Here is a 23,015-nt window from a genome sequence, read left to right on the forward strand (position 1 = left end):
GGTACCTAAAAGCCCGATCGCGTCAGTCGCGACATACAAGCTGTAGAGAAACACGGGGACGAACAGGACGATGGAGACTACTTTTATAAACCTGCTTTGACGTATTAACAACATAAGCGACAGAATCGCTGACCCCAAGATCAACAATGGAATACCCACTACTAGCGTCAGCATACCGCTGGAGCCAGACGCCAAAGCAACGGGAGAACTAAGCAACATGACTACCCCAGCTAGATAAACCCGCATCTTTTCCATGATTCTCTAATATCCTACTTGGTGAATAGTCGGCAAAGGTTACAACCACTGCATCCAAGTTTACTTAACAACAAAAACCTAACTTTGGCAGTTGCCTGGAATGGGCGTCTAACAATCGCCTTTTTACCTTCACAGGCTTCACTGTCAGGCAATCATGACTTTTAACCATTAGTCATTTAACACCTTAAAGCGTATGAAGAACAGCTCATTCTCGCCCGGGTAGATTCTGCGAATAATCCATTTAAGTATAAACACAAACGGAAGATACTCTGCCTTCGCATGCTGGCGATTCAGATCATTATACTGTACCGGCTCGATACTGGTAATTTGAATACGGCAAATCTTACTGCCATCTTCGTCTAAGAGTGCATCGAGCTCCTGGCCGTTATGGTAATCACTGTCTGCTTTATTACGAACAGTGCTCGTCTTTCTACCGGAGAGGATATGGCGCTTAAGCTTTCGGCGGAACATCATAGCGCTGATCTGGAATTCATGATGTTGGTGACCTATTCCAGACAAAACGGACGCGAGCGGATTAAGCTGTTCTTAAGTGGATTCTTCACCGCTACTACCACCGAGACCATTTTATATACCCTTCCGACTGTGAAAACTACGGTGTAACTTGTGCACCTGCTCGTCAAGACCTGGCACAGGGCCCTCAGCCACCGCGTTCGGAACTACGTCACGGATTGGCAGAGGTCGTACGGCAGGCTCAGAAACGCCTAGCTCGGCTAGCCATGCTGTCAATTGCTCGGAGGAACACACGTACACAATACGACCCAAACCAACCCAACCGTGGGCAGCGGCACACATAGGGCAATGCTCGCCAGAGGTATAAACGGTTGCCTTTGCTCTGGCCTCCGGGTTCATGTTTGCTGCAGCCCAGCGAGCTATCTCGAACTCAGGGTGGCGGGTGTGGTCACCAGAGGCGACGTGATTGTGGTCTTCAAACAAGACCGTCCCATCTGCTGAGACCAAAACAGACCCAAAGGGCTCATCCCCTATCTCCAACGCTTCTGTTGCCAGTTCTACACACCGTCGCAGGTGCTTCATGTCTGTTGGGTTCACCATAACAAATTCCTCAGCCCTGGCGAATGTGTTTCAAGCCCGTCAAAATAAGCTGTTTCAGATGGACAGGGGCGATGACAAATAAAGCCACACCTTTAGTGAAGTCGGGGTTTACCGCCTGATAGAACCGGATCTCTGGTTTATCACTGGCCTGAAACGCCGCCAGATCGCTCTCAGTATAGTTACTCACGCGCCCGACCGACACCAAACACCGGGTTGCGGTGGTTTGGCTGACATTGCCTTGTGAATTAAAACGCTCAAACAGTACATTGGGTGTCTTTTGACGGTGGTGTGGCCAAATGATCGCAATATTCTTGGCAATCGCCCGGTACATGGCCGGGCTCAGCATCGTGTCAGCGTAGTAAAGCTTGCGCCAGGGTCGGCGCAGCCAACACTTCGTGCTCTCGGTTAACGAAAACTGAAAGGTATTGCCGCCTTTCCTGTACGCCGGCAGAAAACCGGCTGACGCACGAATCAACACAGCGTCGGATTCTTCAGTAAACACAAGCAAACAGTAACCGACCAAACTGTCTCCCTGGAAGTACAGTCGCAACTTGCGCTGGAAAGCTCCCGGGCTATCAAAGTAGTTGGCCATATAGTCTGTTGACGATACGTTCGCAAAACAGGACGTGATCACCCCCGCAACGGCGTTGCGCTCCCGATCCGTCAGCCAGCGATTGGTTTGTGCCAAGTCTACACATCGTAACGTCATCGGCCCATGTCTCTTAGCGGAGGTGATTTTGCACCACTGTTCTGAATATCGACCCACGTTGCGCTGAGTAATACGGAAGATACTATAGGGGCTGCCTACCGTAGACGCGTTAACGCTCCGTAAGAGCAAGCTGCAGACTCAGGCCTGCAAAAGCGGTCGCGAAACCACGGCGCAGCCAAGCCTGAACCCTGGGGGATTCTATAACGACGACCCGAAACGCGTACGCCAATTGGCCATACAAAGCGAAGACACCGAACGTCATCGCCATAAAGACAATCCCAAGCCCCAGGAACTGAGCCATTGAGGACTCCGCGCCTGCTGTAATGAACTGCGGCAGGAAGGCCAGGAAAAAGATGGTCAGCTTGGGGTTAAGGATGTTTATCAGAAAAGCTTTTACGACCAGCGAAGCAACACTGCCTGGCTGATTCACTTCCTGAACAGAGAACGCCTCTCGGTTACGCCAAGTGGCAACCGCCAAGTAAAGCAGGTACGCAACCCCCGCGTACTTAAGCGCCTGAAAGGCCACTGCACTTGTGTGCATAATGAAAGCCAGCCCCAGTAATGTGGCCAGCAAATGCGGCACAATGCCGAGCGTACAGCCAAGAGAAGCACAGAGACTTGCCCGACGCCCCTGCATCAGGCCAATAGACACAGTAAAAATCACACCCGTGCCAGGAATAAGCACAACAACCAGTGACGTTAATAAGAATTCAGTGGTGAACACAGTAGAGTGACTCCCCAGTTGCGTTTAGTAGATCACAATTCCAAGTTCAATTTATACAACTGATAAGCGGTGTATGAAAAACCCGCCAGCAACAGGACAAGGGTGATGATCAGTCTCGAATGATTAATGTCCGGCAGGTCTTTATCAAGCCCTTTTAAGTCGGCGGGATGGTAAAGCGTTCTGGGGCTCCAGATCGCGATAATCACGAACAAAAAGACAATGGCCAGAAAGGTGTGTATCGAATAGATGAAGGCTTCCAAATTATTCATGATAGCCGCTGAGGTTGAGAAAACCGCATTGCAGATCAACATGGACAGCCCAAAAACACTCATCGGTGAGCGCAATGAAGAGATAATGGTAGCCTGTCTCTCAGTGTTTTCTACATCATTTTTCATAGGGTCACTCATGCGGTCACCTTAAGTGTCATGCGGCTTGGTGTGTTTCGAGCTCCCAGATATCAGCTGTAACAATCTAGGAGGCATTTTCAGTCAGATAAGGTGCTTATCTGATTCCATCCAATAATCCAATAGCGCGCAATTGTCGTCATCATACAACCTCGCCTCTTTTTCGCCCCGAGTTCGTCTTTTGCTGCCACTAGGCTAGTATGGCGTAAGCCGCTAACAATAACATGACGGTGGTTATAGGGCCCCACAAAGCCCTCTCTTCTCGAGATGGGGTAATCCAGTTCATGGCGGTACTCAGCGTCTGCACGGCGAGTGCGACATAGGCAGTCCACATCGGCCAGTGTGGCCTCATTCCAGCGGCCGAGGCTATACCCGCGCCCATACTGGCCAGCAACAAAACCGACAACGCTGCTGCATAACGCCCCGAAACCGGTAGTGCACCTTCATGACGTCCGCCCTGTGTCAAACGCCCCCAGGGTGCACCTGCAATCAGACAGAACTGAAAAATAATCACTCCAACAACGATGACAACATACAAAAACGCGGCTGTTTGAACCATGAACACCCCTTCTGTTAGTCTCAACCGGCGAGAGAAATGAGTCGTGTAGCAATGTGCAGCAGCGATAGCGCCTTATCATACCTATTAAAATAGCATGTTCAGTAAGACTCTGATTTCCCCAAATGATAGGACACCTATACTGGTCTGAGAAAAGTTTTCAGGCCCACCTTATGATCATTCGACTTTCCAGGGATTGCAGTAATTTCGGGTACTTGTCGCAGCAACTGTCTGTGATTGATACAGCACGACTTTAAGCTGTGGCCACGTCCTTTATACAACAGTCTGTTGGATTGAGTAAGGGTGCAACTAATAATGTTGTTATGCGTTGGTCATCAACTTGAATTCGTTCCAGAAGAACAGTCATATTTGTACAGTGTCATGTCACCGTAAAATCGGGTCAATTCACATATTTTACAGGTTGGTAGCAAGGCCGATGGTGCATTCATGAATCATTTATGGCCACCCCCATAATCACATCCAACGTACTCCCTTCGCCTTTCATCGAAAAAGGGATCGATGTGGAGACCGTTGAAAACCCAGCTTCCGTCATTGCCAATTGAACCTGCTGCTCAGTGAAGCCATATCCCTCGTCGCCTTCTTTCTTGTACCAATCCCACTGCACCAGATAACCACCCCGACGAAGGACTTGCTTTAGAAGCTTCAAGGTTTCTGTATAGTCGGAAACAAAGGCCAGGGCAGATGAAGCCACGATCAGATCAAATGTTGATGCTAAGTGGCTGTTATTTAAGATCACATTTTGATCTAACTCAGATGCAATGGTCACCACATCCTTAAGGTGTTTAGCATCAAGCGTTTCGATCATTTTTTGAGAAGGATCGAGAGCCACAATTGAGCTTGCCGAATCAGATAATCGTTCGGTTAGTAAGCCACTGCCGCACCCAAAATCGAGAATACGCCAGCCATCTGGATCCAAGGTATTTCTCAATGCATGGTAAGCATTATCGGCGTAAGCTATCACAGCTGGGTTACTGTCCCACCCATCTGCGTATTTATCCCAGCTGTCATCCATTTTACAATGCTCTCTTCTAAATTTTACATTCTCTAACGTCACCAGGAAATCCGAATATCAACGACGCCGAGACATTTCTTTCTGGGTAATACATCACCAATACCGGAAGTATCTTATGAACCAATGAGCAAGCAAGGTGAGTTCTCAATGAAACGGCGAGAATGACCCCCATCGCTCAGTCAAAGTATCAAAGCTAGAGTAACCTAACCCTCGATAACTACCTAAGTTGCGTGTCTTGATTGCCTACTCCACTTGATTGGAGGGCTAGTCGTCGCCTTTGCCGATAATTTGGGTAACGTCCGCTTTCGCTACGCACTCATGCCGATAAGCCATGGCCGAACGTCGAAGCTTAGGACGCCCGATTTGACGGCCGGATCTTCTGCGGCGAACGCCGCAATCTCTGCTTCGGTAACACCGGCAGCCGGTATCATCATTCCGCCACCATCAGCGTCGAGATGTGGACCGCCCAGAGCAAGCTTCCCAGCTTCCAAAAGCTTGCTGTAGTGGCTGACATGTTCCATAACACCAGGCTGGTCAAACAGCGTTTGGCCCTCAAGCCACTGCGGACCTGGGGTGTGAAACACCACAAACCTTACGTCTTTCATACTTTTTTCCCTGGGAAATGTGACTATTGAATCCGTTGCTTAGGCGCTCGTAGCGGAATATAGCAGAGCAAGACCAACCAGTCTGCTGGCGACTTCTTGTACTTGCACACCTTCAATCAGGCTTAGTTGAACTGCCTTAGCGTTGAATTCGTTTGAATGCTGCCAGGTCTTTCTGGGCTTTGTGTATCTTGGTATTGGACACCTCGTCAGTTTGATTTTGGTCTCCGTACAACCGGGTCAAGTTCACTTTTCCGACGGCAGCGCTTTATTAGGCGAGAGAGTGCACCTCCAGATAATCATACGGCCACCCCGAAGAGCGCACCGACCCCAGCCGTCAACACCATTGCCAAAGCACCCCAAAACGAGACCCGAGAGGCAGCCTTAAAAACAGGAGCACCGCCGACTTTCGCTGCTAATGAGCCTAATAAGGCAAGGAAGACCAATGAACTGCCAGTGACGACCCACATAAGCAACCACTCCGGAAATAGCAGGACGACACATAGGGGAAGGGCCGCACCTAACGAGAATGTGCCTGCCGACGCCAATGCAGCCTGAATTGGACGGGCCGTAGAAACTTCTGAAATGCCGAGTTCATCGCGGGCATGTGCCCCAAGTGCATCCTGCTTCATCAGTTGGCTTGCTAAGCTGTCTGCGAGCGCCCGGTCTAAGCCGCGCCTTACGTAAATCTCGGCAAGTTCCGCATGCTCTTGTGCAGGCGCATCTGCCAGTTCGGTTCTCTCCCTGGCAAGGTCGGCTCCCTAAGTGTCTGCTTGAGAGCTGACTGACACGTACTCACCCGCTGCCATTGACATAGCGCCGGCAACGAGACCAGCAACACCTGTAACCAACACAGCCTTAGAGTCCGCCCCTGCCGCCGCCACACCCAATACCAGACTTGCAGTAGACACAATCCCGTCGTTTGCACCAAGAACTGCAGCACGAAGCCAGCCGATCCGATCTGTTCTGTTCTGTTCTGTTCTGTTCTGTTCTGTTCTGTTCTATGTCGTTCAGAGTGTCTCATGCGAAGTCCAAGTAAACAGGTGAGCAGTAGCGCCTAACGCTGCAATCACGCGCTCGTCGCATGTAGTGTTTTGTCAATTTTTTTTGCGTGCAACCACTGAGTAGATGTGCCAGCGCTGTTCGGTCCCTCCGGGAGCCGTGCCGGAATGACGGTGCTCATTGAATGAAATGATTTCAAAAGGCTTTAGCCATTGCCTTACCCTATGCTCCGTCGCGACCAACACGTTCGGCCAAAAAGCACTGCGATCATACTCGGGACCTGCCATGGTATCTTCTGGCCCCAGGAAAGAGCCAACAAAAATACCGCCTGGAAGTAATGCCGCGCAGATCTTCTCCCAAGCGTCTGCGAACTCGTCTTGGGGACAGAAGAACAGACTAGCGTCAGCCACGACCAAAGAGGCTCTAGGGTAATGAAATGTACTAAAGCTATCCTTTGAAAGCGATACACTATCATCTCCACTAAACCTATTCTGACATCTCGCTATAGCTTCAGATTCTATATCGAAGGCGTGTACAGAGAACCCCTTGAACCTCAAAAATGCGATATCACTTCCCGCTCCGCAACCACAATCGATAGCAGTTCGGGGACCTTCAACAAGCGATATACCTAACTTAAGATCTTCGCGAGTATCTCTAAATTCAGTAGCCTCAAAATATTTCGATATCTCTACCGACGGCATCTAGTTTACCTTAATTTAACGTTTTACTATGGGTCAAACTGCGCAGCAGGTTGTCCCGTGGAGGCCGCGCACGGCAGGAACGTACCTGAGCAACTTGTTAAGTGTTACCTGTGCATTATTGCAAGATACCATAAATGCCCAAAACCTAAGATAACAACAGCAAACAGCCAATACTGATAAGGACTTACAAAGGCTAATGAGACTAGGCCCAAGAATAGTGAAACGGTACTAATAATTTGCAGCTTGGTTAGTTTTACGAGTTTTAAACCATGCCATGTAACTTGAAAGATAACCCTGAAGCTGTAAAAGCTGAAGACAATTAGTAGTGTGACAATAACCGGGAGCACTGACTCAATAAACTCACCCGAAGACAAGCTGGTAACCGCCGCAAGCAAGTATATGGCAAGACCTTCTAACCAAATAAGTAGGAGGACGAGAGTAACAATAAGTAACTCGATTCTAAATACGTACTTCATAGTCACTTAACGCTCCGCTAAACGGCGAGCGTTAGCGAGCCCGGTGGAGGCCACGCTTTTTGTGGCCAGAACGAATTTGAGCGGCTTGTTAAGCAATTTTTTCTATACGCTCTACTTGAAATTGACACGGTATTTTTATCAGGGTCTTTAGCATTAGAAAATGAATAACCATTTGCCTGATGTGTGGCTCCAAAAACCAAGCCCAACTCAGCACATTCGCGTTTAAATCCTTCAATATCCTGAACGCTAAATACGAGTTTAACCCCTGCCTGGCCAAGCTTGATACTCTTGGCTGCCTGGTGAACCAGTATAGTGAAGCCGCGACCTTCTGAAGTAAGCTCGATCAAACCTTCTAGTGCTTCACCTGTAGTTTTAAAGCCAAAATACTTCCGATAAAAATCGGCGGTTTTATTCATATTTCGTGCGTAAATTATAATTGTATTGAGCTCAGCGTCCATGACCACTCCGAATGCTTAACGCTGCCATAATTTGCAGTTTTGGAGTGGAGACTTTTGTGCTATTTTCAAGCACAAAAGGCGTAACGGAAAAACTGTCAAATTAATGGCATTGTTAACTATTTTGTATTTTCTTGCTGTAGAATTCACAGCGATCCACTAAGCCCATAGAGTTTGCAGCCTCTCCGAGCTTTATCCAAATTTCTGCTGGAGGCTTGCTTGTTGCCTCAAGTGCTGCCTCTTCGAGCATATCTAGTGCAAGTTCTAGTTCATTGTGATCAAGGTATTCATCATACTCAGCGATATACTTTCCAACACCCTGATATTCACAAAGAATTGCGCGTGCCTCGCTCAAAAAGGCGACAGTAATCTTCCACTTTTTCTCTAACTCTCTTCTGAAACTCATAAGAATGTTAACGCTTAGCTAAGCGGTGCCCTGACAAGGGCATCCGGTGGACGGCCCTCGGGCCGGGAACGTACTTAAGCGACTGGTTATACATTGGTTCCCGCAGTACGAAGTTTTCGGAACACCTTGGCTAATATGTCGTTACCGAGAATCAGACCGACAGAGAAAGCCAAAACCACACACCAGCCATAATTTATTTGCGCCTGAGCACTCAACTGAGTCACCAAAACACTGATAGAGCGGACGAGCCAATAAACACCAATCAAAAACACCCCTGCGGCGACAATTCCACTTTCAGGAATTACCGGTCCTGGTGTTTCGGTAGAAAAAGCATTCTTGGAAATTTTCGGGGCACTAAGCCATAAAACAATACCAATACTGATGGGCACCAAGAGGCCTGCTGCCAAATATCCAATGCGTGGTGAATTTGGCACACTCCACGCCTCAGGAACAAAAGCCAGAGGCACATAGTTTCCCACAGTGCTAAAGACCAGGTAGGCAGCAAAAACTTTAATAACGATCTCAACGAGTGCTCTCATATTCCTCTATGCGTAACGCTTTTAGCAGGCGCGCGCTTTTCAGCGTCGCCTGCCTAAACTTGTTACAAGTTTCGAGGCTCAAGCTTGTAGCTCTGCGCCTCAATGATAAGTACATCACCGCTTTGCATTTCGATTTCACATCCTTTTACAGTTCGCTTAACCGCATTTATGGAAATTGATTCACCCCAAGGACATTCGTGTGGCGCCCGAAAGTTGGATACTCCCGTGAACCGAAGCGCGTGGGGCTGCGCCGACTTTTCCCGCTCGGTAAACACAAGAAGGTCAATTTCCAACACGGCCTCACTCCACTCCAACCTGATACATTTCATGAGGGCATCGTGAAGTGGCAATGATTCAATTTCGTCCATAGCCATTTACTTGTAACGCCAGCCATAAGCGGCGGCTGAAAGCCGTCCGGTGGAGGGCCAAAGGCCCGGAACAACCTTAATGGCCTTGTTATAAGTTTTTGGTATCAACTCGGACCCCACAGTGGATGCACACAATTGAACCACTAAACCATTTTGTGACTACCGACGCCCAATTACCGCTTGATGCTGGGTGAGGCTGCTTGAAAGTTTGGATTGTGAGACATCGATTACAGTGCGGACACCGCACAAAAAACGCCAAAACGAAATGCACTACCCCGAAAATCAGGAACCCATAGAACAGCCTGAGCAACGTGCTTTCACTTCCTCCCTCAGTTGCCAGTGCGTAGACAAAGTAAAAACCGCAGATCAATAGCATCGCCCAAGCGAAGTAGGCGCTGATGGCATTCAGTTTTCCGATACCTGTGCGACTCAGCACGCTGTCGATCCTTCTGACTTATAACGCCTTGGGTAAGCTGCCGGTACGAAGCGCAGCGTAGTACCGGTCAGCTTCACCCATTGGTTAGGCATTTCGCGGCATGTGTTGAATTGAAAACCTTCCTCGGAGCCCAATTCTCAAGTACACCTGAACTGATTCGTGAGCCTGCGACAAATGATGCCGAATCTGCTTCTCATACTCTTTGTAGTAAAGCCCAACAAAGTCATCAAAATTCACGATTACATAGATCAAGTTGTTACTTGAGTTTGTAGGTATTTGGCTAGCCGCATAAGTTATATCGGACGATAATTTGTTCAAAAAACCATCTGACAAAGAATAGTACACAGTAGCGCTGTAAATCTCGTCTGCTTCTACACGGTCCAGTTCCTCTTCAGAAACCCCGATCGTTTTGACTTCACAGAAAGATTTCTCTCCGTTCTCCAGAAACTGGATATCCGGAGATTTTGGCTTATTTTTGCTTCCACCTTCGGCACTCTCAGGCACGAATTGCACAGAAGAACGCCCGGTGCTCACCAGGTATTCGTAAGCCAACACTTCATTCAAAATGTTTATGAACTGCTGTTTTCCACGCCTTCTAGAATCATGCTTAATGTATCCAGCTGCTTTCTTTGCAAACTCTCGCCAGGAACCTTCATCAAGAACCTCAAGGGCCTTCCCGTAAACCTTTAAGTCATCGAGAAAAAAGTCGTCATCTTCCTCAATGATGGAGCTGACCTCACTCAACCACCAATCATCATCGGCGGTTTTCTTAAGTTCTGAGATCAGATATTTGAGTCGTTCCATAATCTTGAGGTAGTGCCTAACGCCCCTATTCAACGGCGAGGGGCTTTTTCCGAGTCCGTTGCAATGGTTTGTTAACTGGTGAGTTCATTTACAGTAACAGCCTTACAAATTACAAAGCTACAATCAAAGACTAGCGCTTTGTATCCACCCTCTGGAGTAATGGAGGGAACATAGTTTGTTTTTAAGTGCTTTAATGCAGTTTCTTGAAACTTATCAAGCAGCGGTTTAGGTCCCTGAGCCAACAGCCCATTTGAGTCTTTGCAAAACTCTATGAAAATACCGGCATTCCGTGTATTTATCGTTTCTGAAAATTGTCTCCAACCATCGACAAGTTTTTCATGGGTTTCCCACAACCTGCCAAGCAAATCATAGTGATTCTCAGCTTCGCTTGAATAGTACAAATACCCTTGGGGCGCGTTATGCTTCCAAAGCAATTGATGCTCATTAAGAAAATCTATAACACCCGTAAAGCCAGGTTGAACATCACTCTCGATTACATCATGGCAAGTGATAGTGAATTTTCTAATTACGTCAATTTCCTTAATATCATCGCACTGAAAATGAATGACAAGATCATTCGTAAGATCGACACGGGTTATGAACCCATTTAGATCTTCATAAACATATTCAGACAACTTTTCGATGTTCAAGTTTATTCCCAGTTAACGTTCCTAAGCTACGGCGAAATTGCGCGAAGCGTAATTGAGTCCAAGGCCTGCCGCGTAGCGGTGTTTTGGCCTGAGTAGCCTTGGTTTGTTAGTATCATATTGCCCAAAAATTATCCGATATTTTTTTGTTATGATTTTCAAATGATTCCCATGCAAAGTCAGCATCTCTGATAATCATCGTTAGCAACGATACAAGTTCTTTAATGTCTATTAACAGCTGGTCCGCAATATTCCAAGAAAGTTCGAATTCGGAAATATCCGGGTAGCGGTATTCACCTTCAACAAACTTCAGTTCTAAATGTGCGGTGTACTTGTCCCTTGCGGTTTTACAACTAATAGCTTCACCGCTGTATGCTACATGTTTATATAGAATTTTAGCTTGTTCTAAATATTCCTTAAACTTTTCAGACCGTTCGATCTTAAACTGTTCCTTAATTTCATCTGGTAGTTTTTCACCTTCATAAGCACTAATATATTTTCTCTCTAAAAGCTCAACAACTGCATCATTTTCAAGTGCTTCAATGATTTTTTTAAGACTTGGTGCCTTTTTGGAAACATCAAATACAATTTTAGCTACATCTTGAACAATACTAAGAAACATATTCATTTTCAGGATATAGAATCCCTGACCCGCAGCGCCTGCGCCATACCTCTTACTCAATTCATTCGAATTTAGCATTGGCCTAATCAATTCGTATTTTCTCAATATACTTAGAAAATATGTCAGTAAGTGTTTGTTGTGGCCTGTTAACTTTTCAACGGTTTGTTTCGGATTCATATTTGATACTAACGCTTGCAGCAGTTGCGCGGGCTTTTCCGCGTCGACTGCCTGTGATTGTTAGGTTTACTCAAGCTCTAACTCCATTTTCTGATTGTATGTTTTGAAACCAAGTTTTTCAAAAGCCTGATGAGCCGCTTCATTTTTCGACCAGACATCTAACTGAACCTTTGAAATACCGTTTTTCTTTGCATATTGAAATACACGTTCGAACAACAGCTTGGAAATACCTAGTCTTTGAAATCTATTGCTAACTGCTATCTGCTCAACATAAATTGATGATCTTGCATTCAAAAATATATTACTTGGCCGTTGGTTTAGTTTACACAGAATATAGCCTGCTATTTCGCCATTCAGCTCAACAACGAACACAGAGAAATCTTTTTCGGTCATTATCTCCTTAAACCAAGAAATAACTTCTAGTTGATCTGTTTCTTTGAAAACACCGACGTTGAAGGACACATGGAGATCATGAACAACGCTATTGAGTTCATAAAGTGCATCAAGGTCTTCAATTCTAGCTTCACGTATTATTGTATTCATTCAAACCTAACGCCCAGCTAAGCCGCCGGAACGGAGTTGATTGTTTTGTGCCAGCGTAGCGGAAAAGCACAAAGCGAGCAACGTAGTGGAGGTCGGCTTGAGCTGATTGTTATGTGACTGACTACTTTGCACGATTTGCCGATTGCTCCAGTTCAATAATTTTAGTTATTACGCCTTTACCCACAGTACGAGCACCTTCTTTAATTAGGAATTTCATGCCCACATGAACTTTACCTATATGTTCTTGTGGGCTTAGAAAACCTAAGTAAGCTCGAACGGTTTCACCGGGGTTTGCAACGTCTACATCAGGATAAATATGAGAAGCATCCCAATCGTGCTCGTTATAATAAAATTGCGGCCTGTAGCCAGTATAGGCTGGTGTAGACCTACCGCCTTCTGCTGCAGTGAGAAAATATATTTCCGCTTCTATATCTTTAGGTACTGGCATAATTCTTAAGCCACATAACGCCGCCAGCACGCGCGGCTTTGTAGTGGAGGCGAAGCCGCAACGGAAAAGTCGTCGCTGTGCCTGGCCTTGTTAAGGTTTGCCCTGGCTGTATAACGGAATGTCATTAGACGCCCCGCTCCACAAGTCAAAGCATCCTCTCATGGTGATTCCAACCATCACCAGTGCACCTAGAGTTCCCCAGAAATAAACGCCTTCAAAGGATGTGTACGACTTTGCCGCAAGAAGCCCAACCAGTAGAACGCTAATAGGCAGATAGCTGGATATAATAGACAGAACTACAGCAAAGGTCACTGAGGCATAGCGTTGCTTTAGACGTCTGTAGGTTACAATGTAGATAGGACCACCACTGAGCATTGAAAACACAAGAAACAATAGGACCCATGCATATATACCATCAATAATCATAGATACCTTAACAGTTTGTTCATCGTCGTTCCCGACGATGATTCCGGAAATAGTAACTTAAACGCAATCACGCAATTTCGCTAGAACCCAGTGATAGAGCGGCTTTAGTCGATATCAAACTCCTCAATCCGCACATATCAGAACCGGAAAAACCGTCTGTTTAGACAATGATTCCCGATATCAGTGTCTCCAGCGACACATATTCCAGATATTCCCCGATATCTGCGTCGCACTCTGGTGCGAAGCGGCACGCTATCCAACAAGATATCTATCAAATCAGGACAGGTTCAACATGTTTAGGGGCAAGATCAGGGATATCGGGGGCTACTGTCAGATACGGTGGATATTAATCGTGCAGACTCGCTACCGCCCGGCCGGTTACAGGGCACACCAAGGGATTTGAGTTGTCCAATTACCATGTCACTGCGGAGTGATGATGGCAAGTATTTATTGGTAGGGTATTTTCATTTGGCGTTGAGGTCAGGCCTGGTAACGGCCTTCGCAGCGAGCAGGGATGCTTGCGGCAGGGCGTGGTGGGCCTGGGATGCCCCTGCAAGACCGGGCGAACGTCGGTGGCGGTTAGGACCGGGCTTTGCTGGGGGTGGGTGCAGCAGTTGGTCATGCAACCCTGGAACCCTACTATTTGCGCTAGGTAAGCGGAAGTAAGGTTCTGGGGTTCGTTATGCTTCGTAACGAGCAGTGGACTTCCCCCATAGGAGCATTTGGACAGTAGGGATGTGCAGCTTGGGGGCTACTACAGGCTACTACAGCCCCTTCACCGCATAAATGCCGGGTGCGTTACGCCAGTAGCCTTTGTAGTCCATACCATAGCCGAACACATAGCGGTCTTCGCATTGCAGGCCGATGTAGTCGGGAATGATGTCGGGGCGGGCTTTGCGGTTGTGTTGCTTATCCACCAGTACGGCGATGTGGATTTCGGCGGCGCCTTCTTTGTGGGCGTGGTCGACAATAGCGCCCAGGGTGGAGCCTTCGTCGTAAATGTCGTCAACAATGAGGATGGCGCGGTCTTTCAGGGATTGCTGTGGATAAGTACGCCATTCCAGGTCGGCGCCGCGGGTTTTGTCGCGGTAGCGGGTGGCGTGGAGGTAGCTGATTTCCAGCGGGAAACCGAGCTTGGTGACCAGTTTGCCGGTGAGTACCAGGCCGCCGTTCATTACGCTGAAAACGATGGGGTTTTTCCGGGCCAGGTCCTGCGAGATGCCGACCGCCATGTTATCGATGGCTTGCTCGACCTGTGCTTCTGTAAACAGGCAATCAGCTTCATTCCAGACTTGCTGGATATCAGACGGGATGGCGGTCATTGCTGCCTCTGTGGTCAGGTTTTAAACGGGGGGCGAACTTTAGCGGCTCCTTGAGTGCGGTGCAAGCGGAGCGACAGACTGTTCACTGTTCGGTAGTATAGTCGCTGTTTTTTACCACGAATACTGACGGAGAGTTCGATGCACATCGCCCTCATCTGGGCCATGGCCCGCAATGGCGTCATAGGCCGGGATAACAAGCTGCCCTGGTACCTGCCGGAAGACCTCAAGTACTTCAAACGGGTCACCACCGGCAAACCCGTCATTATGGGCCGTAAAACCTACGACAGCATAGGCCGGCCCTTGCCCAACCGCACCAACATTGTGGTCACCCGGGATGCCAGCCTTACCCTGGAGGGCGTTAAGGTCGTCACCAGCCTGGATGACGCGCTGGATATCGCGCGGGCTGAATCGGTGATCAGTGATGTCGATGAAGTGATTGTGATGGGCGGCGCCGAGATCTATGCCCAGGCCCTGCCGCATGCTGACCGGCTTTATGTCACCCTGGTACACGCTGAAGTCGAAGGCGATGCTGTCTTCCCGCCGATTGATCTGGGTGCTTACCAGGAACTGGCGCGGGAAGATTTCAACGCCGAAGGCCCCAACCCGTACGACTATTCCTTTGTCGTTTACGAGCGGCCCGAAGCGGATTAAACCGCGCTACTCTTCAACAAAGCCGTTCAACCCCATCCAGGTGCAGAACAGGGAAGCGCTGCCGAAGATCGTGAACCCCGCGACCAGCGGGATCAGGGTGTCGTTGAAAAACAACCCCACCAGATAGGAGAGCGGCACCGAGATAAAGCTGGTCAGGGAACCAATCAGCGCCGCGCCCAGGCCCGCCACCTTGCCCAATGGCTGCATCGCCATCGCATTGAGGTTGCCGAACAACAGGCCAACCGAGAAAAAGCCGCTGGCGCCGATCACCATAAACTGCCCAATCGGCGGGAGCCCGCCCTGCAGCAATGCCAGTACCCAGAGCAACGCGAAACAGCCAATAAAGCCGAACAATGCCAGATAACTGATCAGCCGGGTGCCAAAGCGCATCACCAGCCGGCTGTTGACGTAAGACGCCACGCCAATGGAACCCGCCATAGCGGCGAAGTAGAGCGGGAAGCGGTCGCCCACATCGTAGAGTTCCTGATAAATCGCCTGGGCCGAACTCAGGTAGGTGAGAAAGCCGCCGAAAATAAAGCCGGCCGCGGCGGTAAACCACATGGCACTGCGCGTGGTCAGAACCGTCCAGCCATCCCGCATCAGCTGTTTCCAGGCGAAGGGTTTGCGCTTGGCTTTGGGCAGCGTTTCGGGGTGGCGCCAGCCGAACCAGACGGTGATGACGAGTGCCAGGCCAATGAACACCGCAAAAATCATCCGCCAGTTAGAGAGTTTGACCACTAACTGGCCAACCGCCGGGGCGATCATCGGCACGATGATGAACACCATCATAATGAACGACATCACCTGCGCCATGGCGCGTCCAATGTAGCGGTCGCGGATGATCGCGACCGAGACGATGCGCGGGCCGGAAACGCCAAAACCCTGCACCAGCCGACCGAACAGCATCCACTCCAGTGTCTGCGCCTGCATCGAAATTACTGAGCCTATGGTAAAACAGACCAACCCACTGAAAATCGACGGTCGCCGGCCAATCACGTCGGATAGCGGGCCGTAGAACAGCTGGCCGAAGGCCATACCCAGCACCAGAAAAGTGATGATCATGTGGGTTTGGGCAACGTCGGTAATGGCCAGGTCGGTAGCGATGGCCGGCATGGCCGGCAACATGGCATCCATGCTCAGGGCGACCAGGGAGGTCATCAGTGCCATTAGGGTGACGAATTCGGGCAGGCGCATCTCAGGGCGGGCGGGTTTGGCCGGTGGAGCGGTGGTCATGACGGTTCAGTCCGGAACGGGTCGGCGGCAGAAGTACCGGCGACGCAAACGCGCAGTTTACCACGCTTTGTTGCACCGGTTGGGCGGCGTTCAAACTCAGTGACTTATGGCGGTTTGGGCGGAGCTACTGAAAGCCCAGTGCACGTTGCAGTCGCACCAATTTGGCAGTATCTGCCTGCGGCTGAGTCTGTAAACCGGCCAGATGCATCAGCAGCAAATCCCGGCGTACGGTATCGGAAGGCAGGTGATGTATTGCCCCAATGTATTCGCGCATCTGCAAAGGCAATTGCCAGCTTATTTTTACTGCATTGCCGTAGCGCGCACTGAACAGATTCATCAGCCGGTCGAGCATGGCCTCGTCGGGTGGGATTCCCGGGTTGGGGTGTTGTTCAATCACATCCAGCAGTGCAAATTCACCCAGGCGGTACAGCAGGCCTGCAGTGTAATAGGGGGCCGGGTCGAGCTTGAGGCGGGCTGCGAGTTGGGCGGCTGTTTCGGCGACTCGCTGGCTTTCTTCCGAGTAACGCTGCATGCGGTTTCTAATGGTGGGCGGCCGGTCTGTTGAGCCTTGGTTCAGCAACAGGGCACTCACCTGGGCGATCGCCATGGAGACGCCCATGGTCGCAATGGCATCCAACAGGGTCGGCACTGAACGGCCGTAGCGCCGCATCTCGCTGCTGTTAGCTACGCTGAGCAAGCGCGAGGTAATGATAACGTCGTCCTGCCAAAGTTTGGCGAGCGATTTGGCGGTGGGCAGCTCCTGCTGCCATTGCAGGGTGAGCACTTTTTGCGCATCGGGCAGGAGGGTTAAATGGTCCAGATGTTTCGACTGACTCTCCAGCCAGGCAACCCAGTCGGTTGGTTCGTTCGAAGCGCCAGGTGCATCTTTACCGGCAGCCAGTTTGAAAAACGGCGTTAACCGCTCCATCACATCTTCAGGTGTGAAGGGTTTAACAATGTAGCCGTTCAGCCCGGCACGATGGCTGGCTATAACGGATTGACGATCACCCCGGCCGGTCACCATGACAATGGGAACGCTCTTGTTTTGCTGACGAATGCGGCGCGCCAGGTCCAGTCCGGAATCGATGCCCTGCAAGTTCCAGTCGCAGAGCACAAGGTCGATCGGTTGGGTGCACCAGAGTGACCAGGCCGTGTCGGCATGCTCGGCCTCGTGCAACAGCAGCCCGTTGCGAATGCTGCCAACAATGGTCAGCAACAGGTCACGCATCAGCGGGTCGTCTTCTACGATCAGAATGTTCATGAATGAAGCGCGCTGCCTATTACTCACTGGGTAGGCTAGACTATCGTTATTAGGGGTTCAAAGCCATGCGACTCCCGTCATTGGGGCTGTTCGATGAGCCCACTCCTGTCACGACATGTGCGTTAGCGAGGAATCCATGGCGTCCAAAGAGGTAACCGCAAAACTCGCTGCTTTACGGCTCCGGTTTCTACAACGGTTACCCGTGGAATACGATAGCCTGACCGAACTCTGGGACCGCTGGATAACGCTTGAACAGGAGTCGGAACGGCAGCTACTGCTGCGCCAGATTCATACGCTCAAAGGCAACAGTGGTACCTTTGGTTTCGCCACACTGAGTCATCGGGCAGCACAGTTGGAGGCGGCGCTGGATGCTCGCCAGCACTCTGAACTATCGGCTGCGGACTGTTATGGCAATTTACTCGCCGAATTACGGGCCTCAATGACGCCCGACGCCGCCCGCGAGTGCGCTACACCCGCTGCGACCCCTCCGGTAGCGGCGCCCACCCCCGCCACGTCCTACTCCGCGCTTTCCGTTCCTGTTCGTCGGCCACAATTGGCTTACATCACCGAGACAGAGGCAACCCCAGACCAGGCATTACTGAACAACCTGAATGTGCAGGGTTATGAAGTGATTCAGGCCTCGCTGTCCAGCAAGGCGGAGCAACTGCCTGAATGGGTGCTGCTGGATCTGGCTGAAAGCCAGGGCTCGGTGCGTCGCTTTCTGGCGTCGATACACCGGTGGCTCAGGCAGGGGCTGGAGGTCATCGTGCTGATCGATGAGCTGGATTTTCAAGCACAACTGGCCCTGGTGCGTGCCGGTGTAACGCATTGTCTGATGCGGCCGGTATCGGTGGACCAACTGCTGCGGCTGGTCAAACCCGGCATGGGCCAAGCCCCGGAATTCCAGGGGCGTGTGTTGCTCATGGACGATCAGAAGCAGGTGATGCAGTATTACCAGACTCTGCTGGAAGCCGCGGGGTTAAAGGTAAAAGCCGAAAGCGACCCGGCGCGCATTTTCCGGCAGATTGAACAATTCGACCCGGATTTACTGCTGCTCGACATCAACATGCCCAAGGCAACCGGCCCCGAGGTTGCCCGGGTTTTGCGTTTGCACGAACGCTTTGAAACCTTACCCATATTGTTTCTGACCGGCGACCAGGAACAGGCAACTCAGCGCAGCGATCTGCTCAACATCGGCTCAGACGATTTACTGTACAAGGGAATGGATGAAACCGAGCTGGTGCAGCTGGTCACCGCCCGTGCCGAACGGGCGCGTCAGTTGAGTGACCTGGTCAACCGGGATTCTTTGTCCGGGCTGAATAACCACGGAGCCGTGCAACTGGCCTCAGAACAAGCCTATGCCAGAGCACAGCGCAAGCATCAGCCCAGCAGTCTGGTGGTGCTTGATCTGGACAACTTTAAGTCGGTGAACGATACCTACGGGCACGATACGGGCGATCAGGTTATTCGGACTCTGTCACAACTGTTGTCCGCCCGATTTCGCGGCACCGACACGGTCGGGCGCTATGGCGGTGAAGAATTCGTGATTCTGTTGCCAGGCACAGCACCCGACACCGCCAAGCAGCTCACCGAAGAACTGCTCGCTGACATGTCGGCAATGACATTCACCACAGCGGCAGGTAACTTTCGGGTGACCTTCAGTGCGGGCATCAGCGACGCCCTGGGTCACAGCAGCCACCTGGCGCAATTTAAGGCCGCCGATGAAGCGCTTTACCAGGCCAAACAGGCAGGTCGGAACCGGGTTGTTATCAGTCCGCCGCCGACTGAGACTGATCCCACAGCTGGCGCACCTGATCGGCTAGCGTAAGCGGGTCGAACGGTTTTGGAATAACACCAATGGCACCTAACGCCTGATAATCGCTGATCTCGCCGGGCTGGGCCTTGGCGGTCATGAACACTGCGGGCACTTCGCGCATGCCAGGCAGCGTACGCAGCTGGCGCAGGGTTTCGGGGCCATCGAGGTCAGGCATCATCACATCGAGCAACACCAGGTCCGGAATACGGTTGCTTAGTGCATTCAGGCACTCGGCGCCCGAGGCACACTGGGTAATTTCCAGCCCGCCCACCGTTACCAGTGCCAGCTCGGCAATGGCGCGGATATCCGGATCATCTTCCACATGCATGACATGGTTCAACGGCATGGGCCGGTACCTCTGGATCAGGAATCTGACTCCAATCTAACAGCTTTTAACTCAAAACTCGCAGCTCAAAACTCGTAGCTTTTTATACTCTCACTAAAACCACTCGAAACTCGGTCAGCCCCGGACGCGATTCGAAGCCGATATCGCCGCCCATATTTTGCACAATGCTGTGGCTGATCGCCAGCCCGAGCCCGGTGCCGCCTTTTTGTCGGCTGTCTCGGTTGTCGGCCTGGCTAAAGCGCTGGAATATCTGTGACTTGAACGCCTCCGGAATGCCCGGGCCGTGGTCACGCACCGTGATGGTGACGGTGCTGGTGGTCGTTCGCGCATCAATCGTCACGGACCCGCCTTCGGGCGAGAACTTAATGGCGTTGGAGAGCAGATTGGCCATTACCTGCTCGAAGCGGTGCGCATCGACCTTCACATTAACCGGCGGTACCTCACCGATGGTCACCGCTACTCGATGTACGTGAGCATAGCCCGCTATGTTGTCGGCCGTGGTGGCTAGCAACGGCTGCAGGGCATGAGGCTGCATTTTGAAAGGCATGCGCCCGGCAATGAGTTTATCCATATCCAGCAGGTCGTTAACCAGCAAGATCAGGCGGTCGGTGTTTTTCAGGGCAACGCTCACCATTTTGCTGGCGGCGGCCGGCACTTCACCCAAATGCCCGGCTGCCAGTAATTTCAATGACCCGGAAATGGACGTCAGCGGTGTGCGCAATTCGTGGCTGACGGTCGACACCAGCTCGCTTTTTAACCGCTCGATGCGGCGCCGGTCGCTGATGTCTTCGTACACCGTCCACAGCAGGCGGCTGCCATCCACGTCCGAGACTTTCAGGCCGATGACATTAGCCGGGTACTGGTGGCCGTCGCGGTGTTTAACCTTTATTTCAACCGGGCCGATCTGGTCTTGTTCAGTGGCTTCCCGAAAGCCCTGCTGGTCTATTTGATGGCTCAGACCGGGCGAGAGTTCGCGCTTGGTCATGGTCAGCAAGGTGTCGCGGTCGTACCCACTTTGCTGCACCAGCGAATCGTTAACCGCTATAAACCGGCCGTTGGACAGGTCAGTCAGCGCAATGCCCAGCGGTGACAATTCAAACAGCACCCGCAACCGCGCTTCACGCTGCAGCAATTGCTGCTGATCGTGCTCGCGCTCAAGCGCCGACTCCACCCAATGCCCGAGCAATCGAACAAAGGCCAGGTCGTTTTCATCGAGTGAGCTGAGTGCGCGCTGGGAGGCCGAAAAATTCAAGGTGCCATAGACCTGAGAGTTCACCATCAGGCGGATGCCAACGTAGGTTTCGACGCCAAAAATCTGATAGCAGGGGTGACGCTGATATTCCGTACCCGTGGCTGAATGAATGACCAGTTCGCCAGCGTTCTTCAACACCAGGCTGCAGAAGGTGTCGCCCAGCGAAAACCCATCACCGGGGTTCAGTGACATCGAAGCCGGCGCCTGACACCACTGCACGGTGTACCGGTCCTGCTCGATGTGACTGATGATGCCGGTTTCGAGCCCGAGGTGTTCGCAGCCCAGGGCCAGCGCCCGGTTTAACCGGTCGTTCAGGGTGTTTTTGGTGTCTGCCGCGATGTCGTTCAAGACACTCAGAAACTGCAACTGGCGGTGCAGGTTGTGCTTGATGTTTCGCTCTTCGGTGACATCGATGCTGAGCCCCACCAGGCCGATAATGTCGCCGTCCTGGTTACGCAGTGGCAGTTTCGACACCCGATACCAGAGGGGCCGCCCGTGCTGATCGGCGCTCTCGTTTTCCATCAGCGAGAGCGTCTCGCCTTGGTCAAGCACGGCCCGGTCTTCCTGATCGGATTTGACCACCAGTTGTTCGGGGTAGAGATCACGGTCGTGTTTGCCAAGGATATCCGCCTCTTGCTCGATACCCAGCTGGTTCAGTTCGGAACGGTTGGCCAGCAGCTTGCGGCCGCTGCGGTCTTTGACGTAAATGTTCATCGGAATGTTGTCGATGATGGTGCGCAGCAGCCGCTCGCGGCTTTGCAAGGCCTGGTCGGTTTGCAGCCGCCGGGCTTCACTGTCTTTCAGGTCGGTAATGTCGATGTGAGTGCCCATCACCCACTCCGGGCGGCCGTCGGCCGTCCAGCTGACCACCTTGCCCCGGTCCAGCACCCAGACCCAGTGGCCCTGCTTGTGGCGCATCCGGCAGGCCAGTTCATAGGCCGGGGTTTCTCCATTGAAGTGGGCGTTGAGCAGGGCTTCCGACGACGCCAGATCATCCGGGTGTACCAGCGTTTGCCAGGTCGCGATCGACACGGGTTCCAGTTCCGTTAACCGGTAACCGGCAATTTCAGCCCAGCGTTCGTTAAACACCGTGGCCCCGGTTTGCACATTCCACTCCCAGAGGCCAGCGCCGGTACCTTCGACAACGGCCCGCAGGTGGACTCGCTCCAATTGTTCGCGTCGTTGCAATTCGGCTTCAGCCAGCTCGGCCAGGTCCCGGAACAACTCGCGCTCGCCGGCGGTCAGGGTGCGCGCTGCCGTATCGATCAGGCACAGCGTTCCCAGCGCGTAGCCATCGCGGGAACGCAGCGGCATGCCGGCGTAGAAGCGAATTTGGGCGGCCCCGGTTACCAGGGGGTTATCGGCAAAGCGGGGGTCCTGGTGGGTATCGGGAATTTCGAACAGGCCGTCGCCTAGAATGGCATGACCACAGAAAGACACAGCGCGCGAGGTTTCGGTCGTCTCCAGCCCCTGGCGGGATTTGAACCATTGACGGTTCGCGTCAACCAGGCTGATCAGCACAGTGCGAACACCCAGGGTATTGCGGGCGAGTCGGGTGATCCGGTCGAACGCTGCTTCGGCGGGGGTGTCCAGAATGTCCAGGCTGTTCAGGGCGAGCAGACGCTGGCGTTCGTTATCGGGAATGGGCGGTGCTTGCATCAATACCGTCGTCGTCTCGGATTATTGCTGTGCAGTCTAGCACTGCACAGCACGGTCTGTGACGGTATTGA

The 23,015-nt window shown here is 51.5% G+C and carries 24 protein-coding genes and 1 pseudogene; 2 read left to right on the plus strand and 23 right to left on the minus strand.

Annotation, left to right across the window (positions count from 1 at the left end; genetic code table 11):
* Positions 1 to 423 precede the first annotated feature (423 nt).
* The 19 genes and pseudogenes from ACHUE7_RS14995 to ACHUE7_RS15085 form a co-directional block, all read right to left on the minus strand.
* Positions 424 to 729 (minus strand): ASCH domain-containing protein, encoded by a 306-nt coding sequence (locus tag ACHUE7_RS14995; protein ID WP_394170706.1) that lies wholly within the window; start codon positions 727 to 729, stop codon positions 424 to 426.
* Positions 730 to 840: 111 nt separating this feature from the next.
* Complete coding sequence (locus ACHUE7_RS15000; protein ID WP_394170707.1) at positions 841 to 1,326, minus strand: nucleoside deaminase; 486 nt, start codon at positions 1,324 to 1,326, stop codon at positions 841 to 843.
* Positions 1,327 to 1,336: 10 nt separating this feature from the next.
* Positions 1,337 to 2,035, minus strand: coding sequence for a hypothetical protein (locus tag ACHUE7_RS15005; RefSeq protein WP_394170708.1), 699 nt, complete (start codon positions 2,033 to 2,035; stop codon positions 1,337 to 1,339).
* A gap of 109 nt (positions 2,036 to 2,144) precedes the next feature.
* Positions 2,145 to 2,759: a LysE family translocator gene (locus tag ACHUE7_RS15010; RefSeq protein WP_394170709.1), complete on the minus strand. Its 615-nt coding sequence runs from the start codon at positions 2,757 to 2,759 to the stop codon at positions 2,145 to 2,147.
* Positions 2,760 to 2,791: 32 nt separating this feature from the next.
* The gene (locus ACHUE7_RS15015; RefSeq protein ID WP_394170710.1) at positions 2,792 to 3,166 is read right to left on the minus strand and encodes a hypothetical protein; all 375 of its coding nucleotides are present in this window, start codon (positions 3,164 to 3,166) and stop codon (positions 2,792 to 2,794) included.
* A 187-nt stretch (positions 3,167 to 3,353) separates the two neighbouring features.
* Positions 3,354 to 3,722, minus strand: coding sequence for a hypothetical protein (locus ACHUE7_RS15020; RefSeq protein WP_394170711.1), 369 nt, complete (start codon positions 3,720 to 3,722; stop codon positions 3,354 to 3,356).
* 442 nt (positions 3,723 to 4,164) lie between these two features.
* Entirely contained in the window at positions 4,165 to 4,752 is a 588-nt protein-coding gene (locus ACHUE7_RS15025) for a class I SAM-dependent DNA methyltransferase (protein ID WP_394170712.1), read from the minus strand.
* 308 nt (positions 4,753 to 5,060) lie between these two features.
* Positions 5,061 to 5,357, minus strand: coding sequence for a YciI family protein (locus ACHUE7_RS15030; RefSeq protein WP_394170713.1), 297 nt, complete (start codon positions 5,355 to 5,357; stop codon positions 5,061 to 5,063).
* Positions 5,358 to 5,653: 296 nt separating this feature from the next.
* Positions 5,654 to 6,310: pseudogene (locus tag ACHUE7_RS15035) on the minus strand (VIT1/CCC1 transporter family protein).
* A 141-nt stretch (positions 6,311 to 6,451) separates the two neighbouring features.
* Entirely contained in the window at positions 6,452 to 7,057 is a 606-nt protein-coding gene (locus ACHUE7_RS15040; RefSeq protein ID WP_394170714.1) for a class I SAM-dependent methyltransferase, read from the minus strand.
* Positions 7,058 to 7,550: 493 nt separating this feature from the next.
* On the minus strand, positions 7,551 to 7,991 hold the full coding sequence (locus tag ACHUE7_RS15045; protein ID WP_394170715.1) for a VOC family protein: 441 nt from the start codon (positions 7,989 to 7,991) through the stop codon (positions 7,551 to 7,553).
* Positions 7,992 to 8,103: 112 nt separating this feature from the next.
* Entirely contained in the window at positions 8,104 to 8,394 is a 291-nt protein-coding gene (locus ACHUE7_RS15050) for a hypothetical protein (protein ID WP_394170716.1), read from the minus strand.
* An 86-nt stretch (positions 8,395 to 8,480) separates the two neighbouring features.
* Complete coding sequence (locus ACHUE7_RS15055; RefSeq protein ID WP_394170717.1) at positions 8,481 to 8,933, minus strand: hypothetical protein; 453 nt, start codon at positions 8,931 to 8,933, stop codon at positions 8,481 to 8,483.
* 888 nt (positions 8,934 to 9,821) lie between these two features.
* Positions 9,822 to 10,541 carry a hypothetical protein gene (locus ACHUE7_RS15060; RefSeq protein WP_394170718.1) on the minus strand — a complete coding sequence of 240 codons (720 nt, stop codon included), beginning with the start codon at positions 10,539 to 10,541 and terminating at the stop codon, positions 9,822 to 9,824.
* Between the two features lie 71 nt (positions 10,542 to 10,612).
* Positions 10,613 to 11,191 carry a hypothetical protein gene (locus tag ACHUE7_RS15065; RefSeq protein WP_394170719.1) on the minus strand — a complete coding sequence of 193 codons (579 nt, stop codon included), beginning with the start codon at positions 11,189 to 11,191 and terminating at the stop codon, positions 10,613 to 10,615.
* A 112-nt stretch (positions 11,192 to 11,303) separates the two neighbouring features.
* The gene (locus ACHUE7_RS15070) at positions 11,304 to 11,987 is read right to left on the minus strand and encodes an AbiU2 domain-containing protein (RefSeq protein WP_394170720.1); all 684 of its coding nucleotides are present in this window, start codon (positions 11,985 to 11,987) and stop codon (positions 11,304 to 11,306) included.
* 66 nt (positions 11,988 to 12,053) lie between these two features.
* Positions 12,054 to 12,530 carry a GNAT family N-acetyltransferase gene (locus ACHUE7_RS15075; RefSeq protein ID WP_394170721.1) on the minus strand — a complete coding sequence of 159 codons (477 nt, stop codon included), beginning with the start codon at positions 12,528 to 12,530 and terminating at the stop codon, positions 12,054 to 12,056.
* Positions 12,531 to 12,651: 121 nt separating this feature from the next.
* Positions 12,652 to 12,978 carry an EF-Tu C-terminal domain-related protein gene (locus ACHUE7_RS15080; RefSeq protein ID WP_394170722.1) on the minus strand — a complete coding sequence of 109 codons (327 nt, stop codon included), beginning with the start codon at positions 12,976 to 12,978 and terminating at the stop codon, positions 12,652 to 12,654.
* 1,190 nt (positions 12,979 to 14,168) lie between these two features.
* Entirely contained in the window at positions 14,169 to 14,726 is a 558-nt protein-coding gene (locus ACHUE7_RS15085) for a hypoxanthine-guanine phosphoribosyltransferase (protein WP_394170723.1), read from the minus strand.
* A 138-nt stretch (positions 14,727 to 14,864) separates the two neighbouring features.
* Between ACHUE7_RS15085 and ACHUE7_RS15090 the strand changes: the two genes are divergently transcribed.
* Positions 14,865 to 15,377 carry a dihydrofolate reductase gene (locus ACHUE7_RS15090; protein WP_394170724.1) on the plus strand — a complete coding sequence of 171 codons (513 nt, stop codon included), beginning with the start codon at positions 14,865 to 14,867 and terminating at the stop codon, positions 15,375 to 15,377.
* A 6-nt stretch (positions 15,378 to 15,383) separates the two neighbouring features.
* Here ACHUE7_RS15090 and ACHUE7_RS15095 read toward each other — a convergent pair whose 3' ends face one another.
* Together ACHUE7_RS15095 and ACHUE7_RS15100 are read right to left on the minus strand one after the other, a co-directional pair.
* Entirely contained in the window at positions 15,384 to 16,610 is a 1,227-nt protein-coding gene (locus ACHUE7_RS15095) for a multidrug effflux MFS transporter (protein WP_394170725.1), read from the minus strand.
* 124 nt (positions 16,611 to 16,734) lie between these two features.
* Positions 16,735 to 17,871 (minus strand): response regulator, encoded by a 1,137-nt coding sequence (locus tag ACHUE7_RS15100; RefSeq protein ID WP_394170726.1) that lies wholly within the window; start codon positions 17,869 to 17,871, stop codon positions 16,735 to 16,737.
* A 136-nt stretch (positions 17,872 to 18,007) separates the two neighbouring features.
* Here ACHUE7_RS15100 and ACHUE7_RS15105 point away from each other — a divergent pair, with 136 nt between their 5' ends.
* Positions 18,008 to 19,699, plus strand: coding sequence for a diguanylate cyclase (locus ACHUE7_RS15105; protein ID WP_394170727.1), 1,692 nt, complete (start codon positions 18,008 to 18,010; stop codon positions 19,697 to 19,699).
* On the opposite strand, the gene ACHUE7_RS15110 is transcribed toward ACHUE7_RS15105, so the two are convergent.
* Positions 19,641 to 20,033: a response regulator gene (locus ACHUE7_RS15110; RefSeq protein WP_394170728.1), complete on the minus strand. Its 393-nt coding sequence runs from the start codon at positions 20,031 to 20,033 to the stop codon at positions 19,641 to 19,643. The two genes, ACHUE7_RS15105 and ACHUE7_RS15110, sit on opposite strands and share 59 nt — an antisense overlap.
* Positions 20,034 to 20,115: 82 nt before the next feature.
* Complete coding sequence (locus ACHUE7_RS15115) at positions 20,116 to 22,944, minus strand: PAS domain S-box protein (RefSeq protein WP_394170729.1); 2,829 nt, start codon at positions 22,942 to 22,944, stop codon at positions 20,116 to 20,118.
* Positions 22,945 to 23,015 lie beyond the last annotated feature (71 nt).

It is taken from the genome of Saccharospirillum alexandrii, assembly GCF_043641555.1.
GTDB classification, from domain to species: Bacteria; Pseudomonadota; Gammaproteobacteria; order Pseudomonadales; family Natronospirillaceae; genus Saccharospirillum; species Saccharospirillum alexandrii_A.

Excerpts from the sequence above, each read along its gene's own strand:
- ACHUE7_RS14995 (WP_394170706.1), bottom strand. The coding sequence starts at position 729 with ATGATGTTCCGCCGAAAGCTTAAGCGCCATATCCTCTCCGGTAGAAAG.
- ACHUE7_RS15000 (WP_394170707.1), bottom strand. The coding sequence starts at position 1,326 with ATGGTGAACCCAACAGACATGAAGCACCTGCGACGGTGTGTAGAACTG.
- ACHUE7_RS15005 (WP_394170708.1), bottom strand. The coding sequence starts at position 2,035 with ATGACGTTACGATGTGTAGACTTGGCACAAACCAATCGCTGGCTGACG.
- ACHUE7_RS15015 (WP_394170710.1), bottom strand. The coding sequence starts at position 3,166 with ATGAGTGACCCTATGAAAAATGATGTAGAAAACACTGAGAGACAGGCT.
- ACHUE7_RS15020 (WP_394170711.1), bottom strand. The coding sequence starts at position 3,722 with ATGGTTCAAACAGCCGCGTTTTTGTATGTTGTCATCGTTGTTGGAGTG.
- ACHUE7_RS15025 (WP_394170712.1), bottom strand. The coding sequence starts at position 4,752 with ATGGATGACAGCTGGGATAAATACGCAGATGGGTGGGACAGTAACCCA.
- ACHUE7_RS15030 (WP_394170713.1), bottom strand. The coding sequence starts at position 5,357 with ATGAAAGACGTAAGGTTTGTGGTGTTTCACACCCCAGGTCCGCAGTGG.
- ACHUE7_RS15040 (WP_394170714.1), bottom strand. The coding sequence starts at position 7,057 with ATGCCGTCGGTAGAGATATCGAAATATTTTGAGGCTACTGAATTTAGA.
- ACHUE7_RS15045 (WP_394170715.1), bottom strand. The coding sequence starts at position 7,991 with ATGGACGCTGAGCTCAATACAATTATAATTTACGCACGAAATATGAAT.
- ACHUE7_RS15050 (WP_394170716.1), bottom strand. The coding sequence starts at position 8,394 with ATGAGTTTCAGAAGAGAGTTAGAGAAAAAGTGGAAGATTACTGTCGCC.
- ACHUE7_RS15055 (WP_394170717.1), bottom strand. The coding sequence starts at position 8,933 with ATGAGAGCACTCGTTGAGATCGTTATTAAAGTTTTTGCTGCCTACCTG.
- ACHUE7_RS15060 (WP_394170718.1), bottom strand. The coding sequence starts at position 10,541 with ATGGAACGACTCAAATATCTGATCTCAGAACTTAAGAAAACCGCCGAT.
- ACHUE7_RS15070 (WP_394170720.1), bottom strand. The coding sequence starts at position 11,987 with ATGAATCCGAAACAAACCGTTGAAAAGTTAACAGGCCACAACAAACAC.
- ACHUE7_RS15075 (WP_394170721.1), bottom strand. The coding sequence starts at position 12,530 with ATGAATACAATAATACGTGAAGCTAGAATTGAAGACCTTGATGCACTT.
- ACHUE7_RS15080 (WP_394170722.1), bottom strand. The coding sequence starts at position 12,978 with ATGCCAGTACCTAAAGATATAGAAGCGGAAATATATTTTCTCACTGCA.
- ACHUE7_RS15085 (WP_394170723.1), bottom strand. The coding sequence starts at position 14,726 with ATGACCGCCATCCCGTCTGATATCCAGCAAGTCTGGAATGAAGCTGAT.
- ACHUE7_RS15090 (WP_394170724.1), top strand. The coding sequence starts at position 14,865 with ATGCACATCGCCCTCATCTGGGCCATGGCCCGCAATGGCGTCATAGGC.
- ACHUE7_RS15095 (WP_394170725.1), bottom strand. The coding sequence starts at position 16,610 with ATGACCACCGCTCCACCGGCCAAACCCGCCCGCCCTGAGATGCGCCTG.
- ACHUE7_RS15100 (WP_394170726.1), bottom strand. The coding sequence starts at position 17,871 with ATGAACATTCTGATCGTAGAAGACGACCCGCTGATGCGTGACCTGTTG.
- ACHUE7_RS15105 (WP_394170727.1), top strand. The coding sequence starts at position 18,008 with ATGGCGTCCAAAGAGGTAACCGCAAAACTCGCTGCTTTACGGCTCCGG.
- ACHUE7_RS15110 (WP_394170728.1), bottom strand. The coding sequence starts at position 20,033 with ATGCCGTTGAACCATGTCATGCATGTGGAAGATGATCCGGATATCCGC.
- ACHUE7_RS15115 (WP_394170729.1), bottom strand. The coding sequence starts at position 22,944 with ATGCAAGCACCGCCCATTCCCGATAACGAACGCCAGCGTCTGCTCGCC.